Origin of the sequence: Streptomyces sp. NPDC002793 (assembly GCF_040295485.1) — a bacterium.
Taxonomy (GTDB): Bacteria; Actinomycetota; Actinomycetes; order Streptomycetales; family Streptomycetaceae; genus Streptomyces.
Genome location: NZ_JBEOVL010000016.1, coordinates 120,750 through 136,061 on the forward strand (window position 1 = coordinate 120,750; position 15,312 = coordinate 136,061).

The following is a 15,312-nucleotide window of genomic DNA, read 5'->3' on the forward strand; positions in this document are numbered from 1 at the left end:
CCGATGCGACGAAGGACCGAACGGACCTCATGACCAAGGACGTCATCGCCCTCACCACCCGCATGCCCGACCCGTGGACCGTGCTCGTAGGGCTGCTCTCCGGGGGTCCCGACAAGCTGGTGGACACCCACGGCGACGGCGCCGTCGTACAGCTCTGCGACCCGGAGGGCAGGCCCCTGGTATCCGTGGAGGCACCGCTGCTCGTCCAGGTGGCCGGCGAGGCGGAGCGTCTCCTCGGAGCCAAGGCGCCGCCGCTGCCGTTCTGGTGGACGGAGGCCCGTGCCACCACCGGTGTCGCGGAGGCCGAGCAGCTCGCGGGCACGTTCGCGGCCCGGCTCACCCACCTGGCCGGTGGCTCCGCCTGGCCCCCCGAGGCCGCCCGATCGCTGGCCGTGGTGCCCTCCGAGGGGGTGAGCGTCGCTCCCGCACCGGCCGCGGCGGTCCCCGCCGTCGACGTACTCACGGACAAGGTCGCCGTAGTCATCCAGGACCGCCCGGTCGTCGCGATGACGGCCTGGCTCGCGGACGCCTACCGGGCCGCCACGGAGGCCGGAATCGGACTTCAGGTCGTCACACCGGCCGGAACGACACTCTCCCCGGCGGCACGCCCCGCCCTCGGAACATGGCCGTCCCGCTGGATCGTCCAGGACGACCGGGACGGCTACTACGACGGGCTGTCGGGAGCCGTACTGCGCTGGCAGGACGGCATCTTCGCGCCGGTCGCGGGCCCCGGCGCGACCGGCGACGAACCGGACAGCCTGGTCGCCGCGTCCTACGGAGAGGTGGCGGAGAGCGGAGAGCGGCAGTTGGCGCTCACCTTCCGTACGGTCCACCCCGCCGACGACCGTCTGGTGCTCGGTGGCGGTGTGGAGTCGGTCTGGCGCGAGCTCACCGGTGCGCCCCCGGCCGGCTGGGGGACATCCGAACCCGCCAACCTCCCCTGGTCACCGCAGCGTCTCACCGACCTGGCCCATGAGCGGTCCCCCCGGCCGACGTGGGTCGTGGTCGTCGGCGGGCCGGACCGGCCCGGGCTCGCCACCGTCCGTGTCACCCGCACGACGGCGGGGGTGGAGGAGGAGGTGACGCTGGCGTTCGGCTACGGCGCCGACGAGGAGACACCGCTGGACGCGCTGCCCCGGGCGGCCGAGGTGCTCGCCACCCGCCACCGGCTCCGGTCGATGCTCGTCCAACTCCGCCGAGCCCGCCGCGATCTCGCGGTGCCGCCCCGCTTCGAAGGCCCCGGCGTCCCCCTGGCGTTCGTCCTGGGCGCCGACGAGGTCCGCGAGATCCCGGGCGACCGCGCCCGGCGTACTCCGCTGGCGGCGACCCCTGTTCAGCTGGGGCCCAGGGCTCGTCCCGCGCTGTACTACCCGCTGCCCGGCGATCCGTCGGACCTGGCGGGGTGGCAGGACTTCGAGCGGTTGGTGCGGCATCTGAAGGGCTCGTGACAGGGGTTGCCGCCGAAGTGTATTGGGATGGTCACAGTGCGGTGATTGCTGATTGCATCAGCGACGCGCGGGTTGATAGACATGATGGTTCGTACGGTTGTTCAGTCTGGTGGGGGGAAGCTGATGAAGTTCGACATGGGGGCATCGGTTCTGACGACCCTGAGGTCGCGTTCCTCGGAGTCGAGCACGGACCTGGGCACGCTGATCAATCAGCTGATCCAGGCGGCGCAGCCGCTGGAGGGCAAGTTCAACGGTGCCGGCAAGGTGGCCTTCGACTCGTTCAAGACGCGTTCGGACGAGATCACCGCAGCGCTGAACGGGTCGCTGGCGGCGCTGCTGGGTGGCCAGTCGGGGATGGACGCGGCGTTCGGTGAGGGTGACCAGGAGCAGGGCGAGAACGCGAAGTCGCAGATGGCATCCGCGAACTTCGACGCCGCCCGCTTCTCGGGTCGCGGCTGACCGCCTCACCTTCCACTCGCAGGCTCGGATCTCATTCCACGGGGAGTAATCAACTATGGCCACGGACAGTGACCGCCGTTCGTACGACACCGGTGCGTCGACGGAGGCACAGGGGAACATCCAGGCGGTCATCGCCCGCCTGGAGCAGGTGATCTCGGCGCGGGACGCCCAAGTGAAGGCGGCGATGCTGGACTTCGCCGCGGACGGGGTGGCGGACGAGTACCACGGCAAGGAACTGCGGTGGAACAACACCTCGAACGAGGTCAGGAACATCATCCAGTTGCTGAAGACCACGCTGGAGAAGAACGACGGCACGGCGCAGCAGACGCTGGCGCGTGCGAAGGCAGCGGTCGACAACATCGGCTGACGCGCAGCGCGTCCGGAGCGGGAGGAACGTTCCTTCCGTCACGGACGGGGCGGTGACGCGGTTCGGTGGTGCAGGGGTACACGGGGGTGGACGTTCATGACGGCGTGGGACATCAAGCCGCAGGGTGTGCAGGGGCAGTTGCAGGTGACCGGCACGCACGCGGGTGACCTGGAGAAGGCTCTGACGGCGCTGGTCACGACGATGTCGGAGGCGGCGACGGCGGCGGGGACCGCCGTGCCGGGTTCGGAGGCCTCGGTGCCGCTGCAGGGCCCGGTTCCGGTGGGGGCGGCCCCGTTGTCGGCGCCCACGCTGGGGCCGGTGGCCTCTGCGCTGAGCCAGTACCTGGAGCAGCGCCAGGGCTACCTGAAGTCGATGGCGGAGCGTATCCAGGCGGCTGTGCTGGGGGCGGCGAAGGCGACCAACGAGTACGTGGCGGGCGACCTGGACGCGGCGAAGCACGCGCAGGACGCGGCGAAGGCCGTGCGGCTGGACCTGCTGAAGGACGCTCCCGGGGGGAACAAGTGAGCAACGACCAGCCGATACCCCTGGCAGGCATCCCGGTCTTCACGGGGAACCTGGCCACGCTGGATGTGAAGGTCACCGAGCTGACGTCGGCCGGGGCGACGATCGCGACGACGACCGGTGACGTCCACAGCAGCTTCGGCGGTCTCCAGGCCTTCTACAAGGCGCCGGAGGCGGAGCAGCTGTTCGCGACGACGAAGCCGGTCGTGGACACCGGGCTGACGCTGCAGTCGGACCTGAAGACCATCGCGGGTGCGCTGAGCACGTACTCGGACACGGTGCACCCGCTGGTGGAGAAGCTGAAGGAGATCAAACGGGACGCGGGCGCGTTCCTCGTGAAGGTCAACGCCGACGACAAGTGGCGTGAGGACGGCGACCTGATCGAGGAGAACAACAACCGGCGTGATGAGATCGCCGAGACGCTGGCCGCGTTCCAGGAGGCGGAGACCGCCTGTTACAACAAGATCGTCGCCCTCGTATGCCTCCTGCCCCTGAAGAAGAGCGACGGCTCCGACAGCCCGAACCAGTACGGCTTCGACGCCGAGACCCTCAAGCAGGCCGAGGGGCTTCCCTGGGGGGATCCGCTGGTCGAGTCCACACCGGGGTGGCAGGTGTGGGAGCACGCCTGGGACTTCACCAAGGGTTTCTTCGTCGACGGGGTCTGGGGCACGATCAAGGGCCTGGGCACCCTGGTCGGCTTCGACGGCTGGGACGCGGCCGGTCAGGCCTGGACGGGCCTGGGCCAACTCGCCACCGGTGTCGCGATATCACTCAGCCCGGTGGCGGCCGTGCAGTTCTGGACGGCGAAGGACGAGGAACTCCCCACCTGGCTGCGTGAATCGCGCACCGCGGTGAAGGAGACCGGCAAGGCGCTGATCGCCTACGACCAGTGGGGCGAGAACCCCTCCCGGGCAGCCGGCGCGGTCACGTTCAACGTGATCACCACCGTCTTCACCGGCGGCACGGGGGGCGCGGTCGCCGGCGGCGGCAAGGCCGCCCTCGCCGCGAAGGCCCTGTCTACGGCAGGCAAGGTCAGCCGCTTCGTCGACCCGATGACGTACGTCTTCAAGGGCGCGGGCTTCGGCCTCACGAAGGTAGGCGACGCGATGGCCGGCCTCAAGGGACTGGGCACCATCGAGATACCGCCGCTCCCGGACAACGTCTTCACCCTCCCCGAAGGGGCCGTACGCCTGACCGACGGCACGATCGACCTCCCCGCAGGCGCAACCCTCCCGGAGGGCGCGGTCCGCCTCGCGGACGGCACGGTCCAACTGCCGGAAGGCGTGATCGCCCTCCCGGAAGGCACCGTCAAGAACCCCTTCGACGAGGGCGCCGCCTACGCCGACCTCAAGGGCAACCTCTACGACGAGAACGGCAACCTCGTCCAGCGCGCCGAGGACGCCCACGTCGAACCCGGCAGGACCGACGCGGACAACCCGGAGCACACCCGCGTGGAGACCCCGGTCCGGATCCCGGAGATGGCTGGCGTGGGAGCCCGTGCGGGCGAGGATACGAGGGCAACGTCCTCCACGGGGCATTCCTCCGAAAGCCCGCCAGTACATGACTCGAGCGGCCACGGCCCCGGCTCTGATGGGGGGCCCGGAGGTAGCGACCACACCGATAGGCCGGATAGCCAAGACGGATCGTCCGCCCGAGAGCCTGATGACGTCTCCAGTCCAGAAGCCGTCGGCATGGCGACCCGTCGCGACTTTGAGGCACGCGTCGCACCTGAGTCCACGATCCCGGCACCCCCCAAAGAACCTGGCGATTTCGTACTGGAAACGGGCGACCCTGTCTACTTCAGTGATGGCAGGACGGCCATTGGCTATGACAGAAGCACCAGGGTTAACTTTGACTACGTACGACCGCTCGACGGATACCACGATGTGGTAGTACACGGAAACAATCAAGGCTTCTTCGAGCCCGGCCGGGTCAATGAAGCTGGGTCTGGCTTCTCAGCGGGGGACACTCATCCGACGCACATCGCTGATGCGATCCGAGCTAACCCTAGCTACAACGGGGGCCCCGTACGGTTGGTTTCGTGCCACACAGGCACAGCCGCAGAGGATGCCTTGGATGTTCCCGCAGCCCAGTCCATCGCCAATGAGCTAGGGGTGCCCGTGATGGCGCCCACAAACAAGGTCGGCGTGAACATAAGGCTTGGCCCTGGCCAAACCCCCACCATCTTCGATGGGGGATACTGGCGAACCTTCCTACCCCTGGCACGCTAGTAGAGGGTGACACACATGCGAATCGCTGGTTTCTTTCAGGAACTATGGGCACCACCTTTCGGGAAGGCCGCAGGCAGCGTGCGGGACTTCACTAGGCCAACCCCCTATGAGGACGCCAAGAAAATCACTGAGTACCTGCTGGCTGGACACGATATCTTCAGCGTGATGGGCTCTTCCGAGGACGTATTTGGCTCCGGAAAAACCGTACTTGGCGGCGACTCGATCCTGAGTGATAATGAGTGGATCTGGCGGGGTGACCTCTGGTTCTACGTCTGGAACTATCACGTACAACTTCCGGAGGAATTCCTCAAACGCGTGAGGGATAATAACTACCGCACTCCCGCCGAGGACGAAATCCAGCTTGTAGAGATCGCTAAGTACGTGCAGGCCAATCTATAAAGGCTGCTAGAGCTTGCAACACGAACAGGAAATAACTCCCTCAGTGCTGGAGTTCCATGCGAGCCGCTCCACAAGCGAGTCAAGCTCGGCAAGAAACTCGGCATGCGCCTCCTGCGCGGTCAGAGACCAGCCGCCTGCTCGAGTGCAAACGCCAACCAGCACGCCACCGAGACGGGCGGCAGGTCCACGCGCTGCGTGCAGGGGGGCACTTCTCGGATACGCCGACCAGCTCGTGGAGATCGAAGGCGTGGCCGCCTTGCTCGACTCCTGATCGCACGGCGGCCGACTCTCCGCCCTGCCCCGGACAGACAAGCGCCCTTGGATCTGCCCTCCGCTACCCAGCGGCGGCAGCCCGAGGTGGTACCGCCCGTACCACCCCCATGACCAGCCGACGCCTACGCTCGTCGAGATGCGGCAACAACGTCTGGAACGCCGCCGCCAGGACATACACCAGAACAACGTGTCCGACAGCTGGAAGCCACGACTTGTTTTCCGGCACGCCCTGAGAGCTCATCACACCATCTTGTTAAAGTGAGCTGGCAGGGCGTAATCGGCGCGCGGATCCGGCCGTTCGTGAGGGTGGGTACTCGACAGTGGATCGTGGACGATGAGTTGTGTGCGCTGATGGAGCCGCCGCTGTCGCCGCCTCGGCCGGAGCGAGCCCGGCTGGGGCTCGGTTCGGGCCGGACGTGCTGACGTCGCCTGGACCAGTGGCAGTGCGCAGGGGTTTTCGACCGGCTGCCGCACCGAACAGACGCCCCGTGCGGGGATCGACCTCGACGAGGCCGCGCAGACGCTCGGGTTCACCGGAGCGGGCGTGCCGGTCCTCCCGTGCGGCCGTCACCTGGGCGCCGGCCGAGCGATTCACACCGAACGGCTCTCCCGCGCGACCCGGCAGGGGGTCACCCGACTCGGCGCGGGCGTCTTCCCGCTCCCGCAGCAGCGTCGCTACCCCCTGGCCGAGCCCGACCGTGAGTGACGGACGCCCATGAGCACCCGCCTGATACACCGCCCGGCCCGGACCACACGGCCTCCGGCCGCCGCGCCGCCCCTCACCGTCGAGGCCCCGCCCAACCTCCCCGAGGGGAAGGCCGGCGTCATCACGATGTCGCTGTTCCCCGCCGCCGGGGTCATGTCGTCCGTCGTGATGATGACCGCCGTACGCGACAGCCGGTTCGCCGCCCTGGGCGCGGTCATCCTCGTCGTGACCGTCATCGGCTCCGTCTCGCTCCACCTCTCCCCTCACGGCAGGGCCCGGCGCACCCATCGGACGCGACGGGAGACCTACCTCGCCTACGTCGAGAGGCTGCGTCGGCAGCTCTCCGCGGAGGAGCGCGCGCGCCGGGAGCTCGCCGACGTACTCGATCCGCCGCCGGACGCCCTGTACGACATCGTGCGGGACCCCGCCCGCCGGTGGGAACGCCGCCGCGACGACGCGGACTTCCTGCGTGTGCGGGTCGGCGTCGGGGAGATACCCGTGGGCGACCTGAAGATCGCCCACGCGAGGTCCTCCGTCCTCACGCCACCGGACCCCTTCATGCTCAACGAGGCCTCTGCTCTGGTGAGCCGCTTCCGCACGGGGACCGACCTTCCCCTCACGGTGCCCCTGGACCGGGCCGGGAACATCAGCGTCGTCGGCCCGCGCGAGGACTGCCTGCGCGTGGCCCGCGCCCTGCTCGTCCAGACCGCCGCGACGCACGCCCCCGAGGACGTGGCGATGGCGCTCGCCGTTCCCGGCGAACGGATCGCCGACTGGGACTGGGCGAAGTGGCTGCCGCACCTCCTGGACCTCGAACAGCACGACGGCCCGGTCGCCGCCCGGCGTATCGCCCCGTCGGCGCCCCAGCTCGCGCGGCAGCTCGCCGCCGACCTGGGCCGGCGCGCGTCCTGCGCGGCGGAGGTACGTGGGGGGCCGGCCGGGCACGATGCCCTGTCCATGACGTCCCGGCTCCTCGTCATCACCGACGGACACGGCGGGAACGCCGTCGATCTGCCCCTCCCCGACGACACGGTCGGCCTGCGTGACATGGGCGTCACCGTCCTTCACCTGGTCGAACAGCGCGTTCAGGAGCCCGGGCGCGTCGGCATCCGGCTCACCGTAGAGGGCACCCAGGTCGTCATGGAGGACCTGCGCGAGCCCGAACCCGTCAGTTCCCACGGCACCGTCGACGAGGTCGGCAGCTCCTTCGCCGAGGGCCTGGCCCGGATGCTGGCGCCGCTGCGGCTGTCCGACGAAGGCCTGGTGGCCTCCCCCCTGCCGGACACCGGTGGTTTCGCCGGTCTCCTCGGCATCGACGACCTGGCGCGCCTCGACCTGTCCCGGCTGTGGGCGCCACGCGGCGAACTCGCCTTCCTGAGCGTGCCCATCGGCATCAACGAGACGCATGAGCCGGTGCTGCTTGACCTCAAGGACTCCGCGGAGTTCGGCATGGGCCCGCACGGGCTGTGTGTCGGCGCCGACGGTGCGGGACGGTCCGAGTTCCTGCGCTCCCTCGTCCTCGCCCTGGTGACCACGCACCCACCCGAGGACCTCGCCCTCGTACTCGTCGACTACGCGGACGAGGCGACCTTCGCCCCCTTCGCGATGCTCCCCCACGTCTCCGGTGTCATCACCGGCCTGGAGGACCGGGCCGGCCTGGTCGAGCGCCTCCACGCCTCGCTCGCCGGTGAGGTGGAGCGCCGTCGCCAAGCCCTCGGGGACGCCGGTGACGTCCCCGACATCGGTGCGTACGCCGCACTGCGCTCCGAAGAACGGCCCGAGCTGGATCCGCTGCCGCACCTGCTCGTCGTCATCGACGAGTTCGGAGAACTCCTCGCCGAGGAACCCGACTTCATCGAGCTCCTCCTTTCCATCGGCCGCATCGGCGGCTCCGTCGGTGTGCATCTGCTCCTCTCCGGCGGACAGATCGATTACGGCGGTCTCAAGGGCCTGGAGAACTCCCTCTCGTACCGGATCGGTCTGCGCACCTTCTCCGCCGACGAGTCACGGGCGGTCCTGGACACCACGGACGCGTTCCACCTGCCGCCGCGGCCGGGCCTCGGATACCTCAAGGTCGACACCCGTCATTACGAGCGCTTCCAGGCCGCCCACGTCTCCGGCGGCTACCAGGGGCCCTCGCAGCGTGCGGACGAGGTGGAGAGCGGCCCGCTCGCGGTGGAGTACGAGGCGTTCAACACCCTGTCCGCACCGAGCGGCCCGGGCCGGGGGGCACCGGCGTCCGGGCGCCGTGAGACCGGGCCGTCCGAGGTGGACGTCGTGGTCGAACAGCTGGAGGACGCCGCAGCAGCGGTGCACGGCATCTGGCTGCCCCCGCTCCCCGCCGCGCTCGCCCTCGACAAGGCCGCCGGCCCGCTGGAAACCGGCCCGCGCGGAATGCAGCTGGCCGGGCGGCAGGGCCCGCTCCAGATTCCGCTCGGCCTGCTCGACGATCCGGTCGCGCAGTGGCAGGGACAGTGGTACCTGGACCTCACGGCGGCCGGTGGCCACGCCGCCGTCATCGGTGACCCGCAGTCGGGCAGGACGACCTTCCTGCGCACCCTGGTCCTCTCTCTCGCGCTCACCCACACCCCGCAGGAGGTCGGTGTCTACGGCCTCGACCTGATCGCCGACGACCTCCAGGTCCTCGCCGGGCTGCCGCACGTCGGCGGCATCGCGGGGCACGACGACCGCGCACGCGTGGTGCGGGCGGTCGAGATGGTGGGAAGCATGCTCGAAGAGCGCGAGAACCTCTTCCGCGAGCACTCCGTCGAATCCGTCGAGCACCTGCGCACCCTGCACCGCGCGGGCTGGCTGCCCCAGCTGGCGTCGGCGGAGATCGTGCTGGTCATCGACGGTTTCGACGCACTGCGCGACGACTTCGACGAGTTGGACGACACGCTCCTCGACATCCTGGAGCGGGGCGGTGGCCACGGCATCCACATCGTCGCCGGGATGCGCCACTGGAACGAGGTGCGCACCGCCACCCGGGCGTCGTTCGGCACCCGGGTCGAACTGTGTCTGGACGACCCCGGCGATTCCGGCATCGATCCCGAGCTCGCCGGGACCCTGTCACCCGACGAACCCGGCCGCGCCCTGACCGACGGGGGGCTCTTCGCCCAGACCGCGCTCCCGCGTACGGACGGACGCGCGGACGCCACCGAGCTGGAGGCCGTCCTCGAACGCACGGTGCGTGCGGTCCACGCCGCCTGGAGCGGTGAGGTCACCCCGCCCGTCCTGGTCCTGCCCCACCTCCTGGAACCCCACCTGCTCCCCCGCCGGGCCGCCGAGCCCCGCCAGGTGCCGATCGGCCTGGACCAGGACGCTCTCGCTCCCGTTCTGCTCGACCTCTTCCGCCAGGACCAGCACCTGCTCGTCCTGGGAGACAGCGGGTGCGGCAAGACGACCCTCCTCAGGACCGTCGTCCACGGCCTCGTCGACCGCTACAGCGAGGACGAGCTGCTCTTCGCTGTCATGGATCCGAAGCAGGGGCTGCGGGGCGTGGTCCCTGAGGAGTTCGACGGCGGTTACGCCCACAACGCCAAACTGTGCGAGGGCCTCGCCGCCGGAATCGCCATCGAGCTGGAGAAGCGGCTGCCCGACGACAACACTCCCTCCGAGGACCTGGAGCCCGGCAACTGGGGCGCCGGCCCACGGATCGTGGTGCTCGTCGACGACTTCGACGCCCTGATGACGGGCCGCCATTCACCGCTCGACCCGTTCGTGCCGTACCTCCACTCGGCGGTGGACATCGGCCTCCACTTCGTCCTGTCGCGGCAGGTGACAGGAGCGTCGTGGGGCATGTACGAGCCGCTGGTCCACAGCCTGCGCGAGTCGGGCGCAAGCGCCGTCCTCATGGACGGCGACCACTCCGAAGGCCAGTTGTTCCCCGGGGTGTACGCGAGTCAACAGCCTCCGGGCCGGGGCGTGTTCCTCCGCAAGGGCCGGCCGAACCGCCTGATCCAGACGGTGTACACGCCCGAATGACGCACGTCGGCGGCGGGGCGCACGAGGGCCGGCACTCTTCCTGTGCTGCCGGTCCTCGGCGAGCGGAGCCAGGGCGGAAATGACGGGAAGTCCGGACAGCTGTCTGCTAGAAAGACGAACCCAGCCCGTCCACGAGGACTTGGATGCCATGCCCCGCGCCGTCACGCTCATCCGTTCCACCGCCCTGTCCGACGTGGCCGAGTACGCCTACGCCGCCACCGCCCCCGCCGACGCGCGGTTGATCTTCCTCGCCGGGGCATGCCCCCTGAACGAGGACGGGTCCACGGCGGCCGTCGGCGACTACGCCGGCCAGGCGGCGAAGGCCGTCGAGAACATGAGGACCGCGCTCGCGGCGGCGGGGGCCGACCTGGAGGACGTCGTCAGCACGCGCGTACTGGTCGCCTCCACGCGCCAGGAGGACCTGGTGACCGCCTGGCAGGTGGTCCGGGACGCGTTCGGCGCCCACGACGTCCCGAGTACGCTCCTCGGCGTCACCGTTCTGGGATACGCCGACCAACTGGTGGAGATCGAAGGCGTCGCCGCCGTGCTCGACTCCTGACCGCCCGGCGCCCGGCCTCCGCCGGGCAGGGGACGTCCACGACGAGGGCGCCTCAGCGCCCACGGCCCGTCAGCCGTGTTACCGGTGTCTTACGGAGAAGGACCGTCACTGCCCCGGCGGGCGGGACGTGGCTTGGATGGGCGCATGCTGGGGCGGTCGGCCGCGGCCGGCCCGCTCGTCGCCCTCCGGAGGTCCTGGTGTCACGTTCGTACCGTCGTACCGCTGTGCCCGTCCTGCTCGTCCTGACGGTCGTCGCCGGCATCGGGCTCTTCCTCTTCCAGCCGTGGAAGGCGTTCACCGACACGACCGTGGACGAGGCGCTGCCCGGTGCTTCCGCCCCCGCGGCGAACGGCGGACCGGCTGTGAAGGACACGGCCCGCAGGAACGGCGAGGAACCCTCGGCTCAGGACACCGGACCGAAGAGCCTCGCCATGGGCCGCTTCGTGTCCCATGAGCACGGCACCAGCGGCAGCGCACGCACGGTCCAGCTCGCGGACGGCGGCCAGGTGCTGCGGATCGAGGATTTCGCGTCCTCGGAAGGTCCTGACGTACAGGTCTACCTGTCTACTCGCGACGCCGACGCGGTCGAAGCGGGGCTCGGGGACGGGGCCCTCGCACTCGGAGAGCTCAAGGGCGATCGGGGGAACCAGAACTACACCGTCCCGGCCGGCACCGACCTGTCCCGGTTCCACAGTGCCGTCATCTGGTGCGCACGGTTCTCGGTCTCCTTCGGCGCTGCCGATCTCGCCCGGATCGAGGGCTGATTCGGTGACGGTCCGCCCTGCCTCTGCCCGCCGGGTCCTCGTCGTCGAGGACGATCCGACCGTCGCCGAGGTCGTCACCGGATACCTCGTCGCCGCCGGCTACGAGGTCGAACACGCCGCCGACGGCCTCGCCGCCCTGGAAGCGGTCGCCGCCCTGCGCCCGCAGCTGGTCGTCCTCGACCTGATGCTGCCGGGGCTGGACGGCCTGGAGGTGTGCCGCAGGATGCGTGCGGGCGGCGGGCATCCGGTACCGGTGGTGATGCTGACCGCTCGGGGGGAGGAATCGGACCGGATCCTGGGTCTGGAGCTGGGCGCCGACGACTACATGACCAAGCCGTTCAGCCCCCGCGAACTGGTGCTGCGCGTGGCCTCCGTCCTGCGCCGCGCCGAGGCCCAGCCGCCCTCTGCCGCCACGAGGGACCTGAGGGCCGGTGACCTCGTCGCCAGTCCGGGCGCACGGCGGGCACGGCGCGGTAGCCGTGAACTGAACCTCACAGCACGGGAGTTCGATCTGCTGGCCTTCCTGTTGCGCAATCCCGGCCGGGTGTTCTCCCGTGAGGAGCTGCTGCTGCACGTGTGGGGATGGGAGTTCGGCGACATGTCGACCGTCACCGTGCACGTCCGGCGGTTGCGCGAGAAGATCGAGGACGATCCGGCCGTGCCGAAGCTCATCAGCACGGTGTGGAGCGCCGGATACCGCTTCGACCCGCCCGGGGACGAAGCCGGCCGTGAGGACGTCCGGTCGTGATCGACATGCTGATCATCGTCGCCCTGGCCGCTCTGGGCGCACTGTTCGCCGGAGTACTGGCAGCTCCCGTCATCACCTGGCTGCGCGGCCGCTCCGTGGTCCTGTCGATGTTCGCGGTCGCCGCGCTCGCCGTCGTCGCGATGGCCGCGAGCACGGTCGCGGTGGCGCTGGAGATGTTCCTGTCGAACCACGACCTCCGTGTGGTGCTCATCGTGGTCGCCGTCTCGGGAACGATCTCCCTCGGAGCCGCACTCCTCTTCGGACGCCGGATCGCCGCGGGCAGCCGGGAGCTGGCGCTGGCCGCCGCCACTGTCGGTGGCCCCGGCTTCGCCGCCCCGGTGGACCCGCCCACCAGTGAGCTCGCCGCGCTCGCCGCCGCTCTGGAGAGGGCCGGGTCCCGGCTACGGGCCGCGCAGGACCGCGAGAGGTCGCTGGACACCTCGCGGAGGGAGCTGATCGCCTGGATCTCCCACGACCTGCGCACCCCGCTCGCCGGGCTGCGGGCAATGGCCGAGGCGTTGGAGGACGGTGTCGCACCCGACCCCGGCCGCTTCCACACCCGGATCCGGGTCGAGGCCGACCGGCTGTCCGGCATGGTCGACGACCTCTTCGAGCTCTCCCGCATCCAGGCCCGTTCCCTGGAACTGACCCTGACCCGGGTGTCGGTCTACGACCTGATCGACGACGCCCTCGCCACGGCCCGGCCGCTGGCCCACGACCGCGGGGTGCGTCTGGTGGACGGCGGAGTCGCGGCGCTTCCGGTCCGGGTCGACGCCCAGGCCATGACGCGCGTGCTCGGCAACCTCCTGGTCAACGCCATCCGGGCGACGCCCGCTGACGGTACCGTCGCGGTGAGCGCGCATCCCGAGGGCGACCGGGTGGTACTCGGCGTGGCGGACGGCTGCGGCGGGATCGCGGAGCAGGACCTGTCGCGCGTCTTCGACACGGGCTGGCGCGGCGGTGAGGCCCGCACACCCCCCGAAGCGACGGTCAAGGATCCCTGGACGCCCTCCGAGCACGGTACGGCGGCTGCCGCCGCCCCGGAGCGGCACGGGGACAGCGGAGCGGGCCTCGGACTCGCCATCGTCCGCGGCATCGTCGAGGCCCACGCCGGTCACGCCTCGGTTCGCAACACCGCCGTGGGATGCCGCTTCGAGATCGCTCTGCCCGCCACCGGCACCCCGCAGCCCTCACAGGACATGTGAGGGCTGCTCCTCACCGCTCGGCCGGTTTCCGCAGGCCCGGAGGCCCGGCTCGGGAAGCCGCCGGCGGGGAGCCGAGCGCCGAAGCAGGGGCCGTCAGGAGCCCGCCGTGCCGTGCACGAAGCGCCGAAGGTGCGCACGCACGGTGTCGGGCTGCTCCGACCAGGGCTCGTGTCCGGCGTCTTCGACCCGGGTCAGCGGAAGGTCGAGCCTGAGCGCGAGTGCTTCGAGCACCGACACAGGACGAGGGTCGTCGGCCCCTCCGAGGAGCTCCGTCCGCGCGGGCAGGCATGCGCGGAGCTCGGTAAGATGCCCGTCGAGCGGGTCCGCGCGGGCTTCCTTGCCGAGCTCACTGTTCATGGACCAGTTGACGGGTCGACGCCGCCGTGCGCCATGCGCGGCCCGGTGCCGGCCACGTTCGGGATCGGCGTGGTCGGTGAACCAGGCCAGGGTGAGCAGCTCGACTTCCTGCTCCTCCGTGCGGTGCGGCAACTCCTGCAACCAGCGGAGCTGTTCCTGCTGCGCTGCGGACATGCGGCGGCCTCTCTCCGCTCGGTACCCGGCACGCCAGTCACCGACGAACGGCCCGCACATCAGCAGCATCGCGGCGACCCGGTCAGGATGCGCCATGCAGAACCGGCTCGCCAGGTCGGTGCCGTAGGAGTGCCCGATCAGCACGGCCTCGGGCACGTCCCAGGCGTCGAGCAGCTCGACGAGATCGTCGACATGACGGGCGAAGGTATGGGAGCCCCGCCACGGGGACCGGCCTGTGCCGCGTTGGTCGTACCGGTACACGGGTGCCAGGTCCGCGATCATGGGGGCGACATCGCCCAGATAGTCCGGCAGCCCCGGACCGCCGTGGAGCAGGATCACGGCCGGCCGCCGAGCCGTGTCCCCCAGCGTCGACCAACGTAACCGCGCCTCGTCGCTCATCGACGTGAGGCCCTGCGTCTCCATCAAGGTCACCGCTGAGAACCTACCGGTGTCACTCAGCCACCGTGAAGGCCCGGCGGGGCGAGGCGGTAGCAGTCCCCCAGAAATCGGGTTGCCTCGGGGACAGCGCTGACGTTGCCTGGCAGCATGACTGAACTGCGTACCGATCGCCTCCTGCTCCGTCGATGGCAGGATTCCGACCTTGCACCGTGGGCGGCGATGAATGCTGATCCCGAGGTCCGGCAGCACCTGGGCGGCTTGCTCACCCGTGAGCAGAGCGATGCCTCCGTCGCGCGGTTCCAGGACGATTTCGACCGAAGGGGCTACGGATGGTGGGCAGTTCAGCTGCGGGCCACGGGTGAGTTCATCGGCTTCGCGGGCTTGGACCAGGTGGACGACGGCATGCCGTTCTCGGGGGTGGAGATCGGTTGGCGGCTCGCTCGCCCGGCATGGGGCCAGGGTTACGCCACCGAGGCCGCCTCGGCCGGTCTGGCCTTCGGCTTCAAGACGCTCGGACTTCCCGAGATCCTCGCGGTGACGACTGCCACCAACGTCCGTTCCCAGGCGGTGATGCGCCGGATCGGCATGACCCGGGACCCGGCGGACGATTTCGACGACCCCACCGAGCCCGAAGGGCCACTGCGTCCCAACGTGCTGTACCGCATCGCGCGTGGGCTGAGGGTCTGACCCTCCCGGTTCGGCCGGCCGGCGGGGAGC

The 15,312-nt window shown here is 70.1% G+C and carries 14 protein-coding genes; 13 read left to right on the top strand and 1 reads right to left on the bottom strand.

The window, feature by feature from the left end:
• The first annotated feature begins 29 nt into the window (after positions 1 to 29).
• The 12 genes from ABT001_RS18170 to ABT001_RS18225 all read left to right on the top strand — a co-directional run bounded on the left by ABT001_RS18170 (position 30) and on the right by ABT001_RS18225 (position 13,665).
• A complete protein-coding gene (locus tag ABT001_RS18170) occupies positions 30 to 1,448 on the top strand; it encodes a DUF6177 family protein (protein ID WP_351278235.1) in 1,419 nt (472 codons plus the stop codon).
• Positions 1,449 to 1,571: 123 nt separating this feature from the next.
• A complete protein-coding gene (locus tag ABT001_RS18175) occupies positions 1,572 to 1,907 on the top strand; it encodes a hypothetical protein (protein ID WP_351278237.1) in 336 nt (111 codons plus the stop codon).
• A gap of 55 nt (positions 1,908 to 1,962) precedes the next feature.
• The gene (locus ABT001_RS18180; RefSeq protein WP_351278240.1) at positions 1,963 to 2,274 is read left to right on the top strand and encodes a pore-forming ESAT-6 family protein; all 312 of its coding nucleotides are present in this window, start codon (positions 1,963 to 1,965) and stop codon (positions 2,272 to 2,274) included.
• A gap of 96 nt (positions 2,275 to 2,370) precedes the next feature.
• Positions 2,371 to 2,799, top strand: coding sequence for a DUF6507 family protein (locus tag ABT001_RS18185; protein WP_351278243.1), 429 nt, complete (start codon positions 2,371 to 2,373; stop codon positions 2,797 to 2,799).
• The gene (locus ABT001_RS18190; protein ID WP_351278246.1) at positions 2,796 to 5,027 is read left to right on the top strand and encodes a DUF8616 domain-containing protein; all 2,232 of its coding nucleotides are present in this window, start codon (positions 2,796 to 2,798) and stop codon (positions 5,025 to 5,027) included. Before ABT001_RS18185 ends, ABT001_RS18190 begins: the two co-directional genes overlap by 4 nt.
• Positions 5,028 to 5,042: 15 nt before the next feature.
• Positions 5,043 to 5,426, top strand: coding sequence for a hypothetical protein (locus tag ABT001_RS18195; protein WP_351278248.1), 384 nt, complete (start codon positions 5,043 to 5,045; stop codon positions 5,424 to 5,426).
• A gap of 817 nt (positions 5,427 to 6,243) precedes the next feature.
• Positions 6,244 to 6,405 carry a hypothetical protein gene (locus ABT001_RS18200; protein WP_351278251.1) on the top strand — a complete coding sequence of 54 codons (162 nt, stop codon included), beginning with the start codon at positions 6,244 to 6,246 and terminating at the stop codon, positions 6,403 to 6,405.
• Between the two features lie 9 nt (positions 6,406 to 6,414).
• A complete protein-coding gene (eccCa, locus tag ABT001_RS18205; protein WP_351278252.1) occupies positions 6,415 to 10,389 on the top strand; it encodes a type VII secretion protein EccCa in 3,975 nt (1,324 codons plus the stop codon).
• Positions 10,390 to 10,537: 148 nt separating this feature from the next.
• Positions 10,538 to 10,948 (top strand): RidA family protein, encoded by a 411-nt coding sequence (locus tag ABT001_RS18210; RefSeq protein WP_351278255.1) that lies wholly within the window; start codon positions 10,538 to 10,540, stop codon positions 10,946 to 10,948.
• A 197-nt stretch (positions 10,949 to 11,145) separates the two neighbouring features.
• Complete coding sequence (locus ABT001_RS18215) at positions 11,146 to 11,712, top strand: DM13 domain-containing protein (protein ID WP_351278257.1); 567 nt, start codon at positions 11,146 to 11,148, stop codon at positions 11,710 to 11,712.
• A 4-nt stretch (positions 11,713 to 11,716) separates the two neighbouring features.
• Positions 11,717 to 12,460 (top strand): response regulator transcription factor, encoded by a 744-nt coding sequence (locus ABT001_RS18220; protein ID WP_351278260.1) that lies wholly within the window; start codon positions 11,717 to 11,719, stop codon positions 12,458 to 12,460.
• The gene (locus ABT001_RS18225) at positions 12,457 to 13,665 is read left to right on the top strand and encodes a sensor histidine kinase (protein ID WP_351278263.1); all 1,209 of its coding nucleotides are present in this window, start codon (positions 12,457 to 12,459) and stop codon (positions 13,663 to 13,665) included. Before ABT001_RS18220 ends, ABT001_RS18225 begins: the two co-directional genes overlap by 4 nt.
• A gap of 93 nt (positions 13,666 to 13,758) precedes the next feature.
• Here the strand turns inward: ABT001_RS18225 and ABT001_RS18230 are convergent, their stop codons facing one another.
• The gene (locus ABT001_RS18230) at positions 13,759 to 14,619 is read right to left on the bottom strand and encodes an alpha/beta fold hydrolase (RefSeq protein WP_351278356.1); all 861 of its coding nucleotides are present in this window, start codon (positions 14,617 to 14,619) and stop codon (positions 13,759 to 13,761) included.
• 123 nt (positions 14,620 to 14,742) lie between these two features.
• Here ABT001_RS18230 and ABT001_RS18235 point away from each other — a divergent pair, with 123 nt between their 5' ends.
• Positions 14,743 to 15,282 (top strand): GNAT family N-acetyltransferase, encoded by a 540-nt coding sequence (locus tag ABT001_RS18235; RefSeq protein WP_351278265.1) that lies wholly within the window; start codon positions 14,743 to 14,745, stop codon positions 15,280 to 15,282.
• Positions 15,283 to 15,312 lie beyond the last annotated feature (30 nt).

Excerpts from the sequence above, each read along its gene's own strand:
- ABT001_RS18170 (WP_351278235.1), top strand. The coding sequence starts at position 30 with ATGACCAAGGACGTCATCGCCCTCACCACCCGCATGCCCGACCCGTGG.
- ABT001_RS18175 (WP_351278237.1), top strand. The coding sequence starts at position 1,572 with ATGAAGTTCGACATGGGGGCATCGGTTCTGACGACCCTGAGGTCGCGT.
- ABT001_RS18180 (WP_351278240.1), top strand. The coding sequence starts at position 1,963 with ATGGCCACGGACAGTGACCGCCGTTCGTACGACACCGGTGCGTCGACG.
- ABT001_RS18185 (WP_351278243.1), top strand. The coding sequence starts at position 2,371 with ATGACGGCGTGGGACATCAAGCCGCAGGGTGTGCAGGGGCAGTTGCAG.
- ABT001_RS18195 (WP_351278248.1), top strand. The coding sequence starts at position 5,043 with ATGCGAATCGCTGGTTTCTTTCAGGAACTATGGGCACCACCTTTCGGG.
- eccCa (WP_351278252.1), top strand. The coding sequence starts at position 6,415 with ATGAGCACCCGCCTGATACACCGCCCGGCCCGGACCACACGGCCTCCG.
- ABT001_RS18210 (WP_351278255.1), top strand. The coding sequence starts at position 10,538 with ATGCCCCGCGCCGTCACGCTCATCCGTTCCACCGCCCTGTCCGACGTG.
- ABT001_RS18230 (WP_351278356.1), bottom strand. The coding sequence starts at position 14,619 with ATGGAGACGCAGGGCCTCACGTCGATGAGCGACGAGGCGCGGTTACGT.
- ABT001_RS18235 (WP_351278265.1), top strand. The coding sequence starts at position 14,743 with ATGACTGAACTGCGTACCGATCGCCTCCTGCTCCGTCGATGGCAGGAT.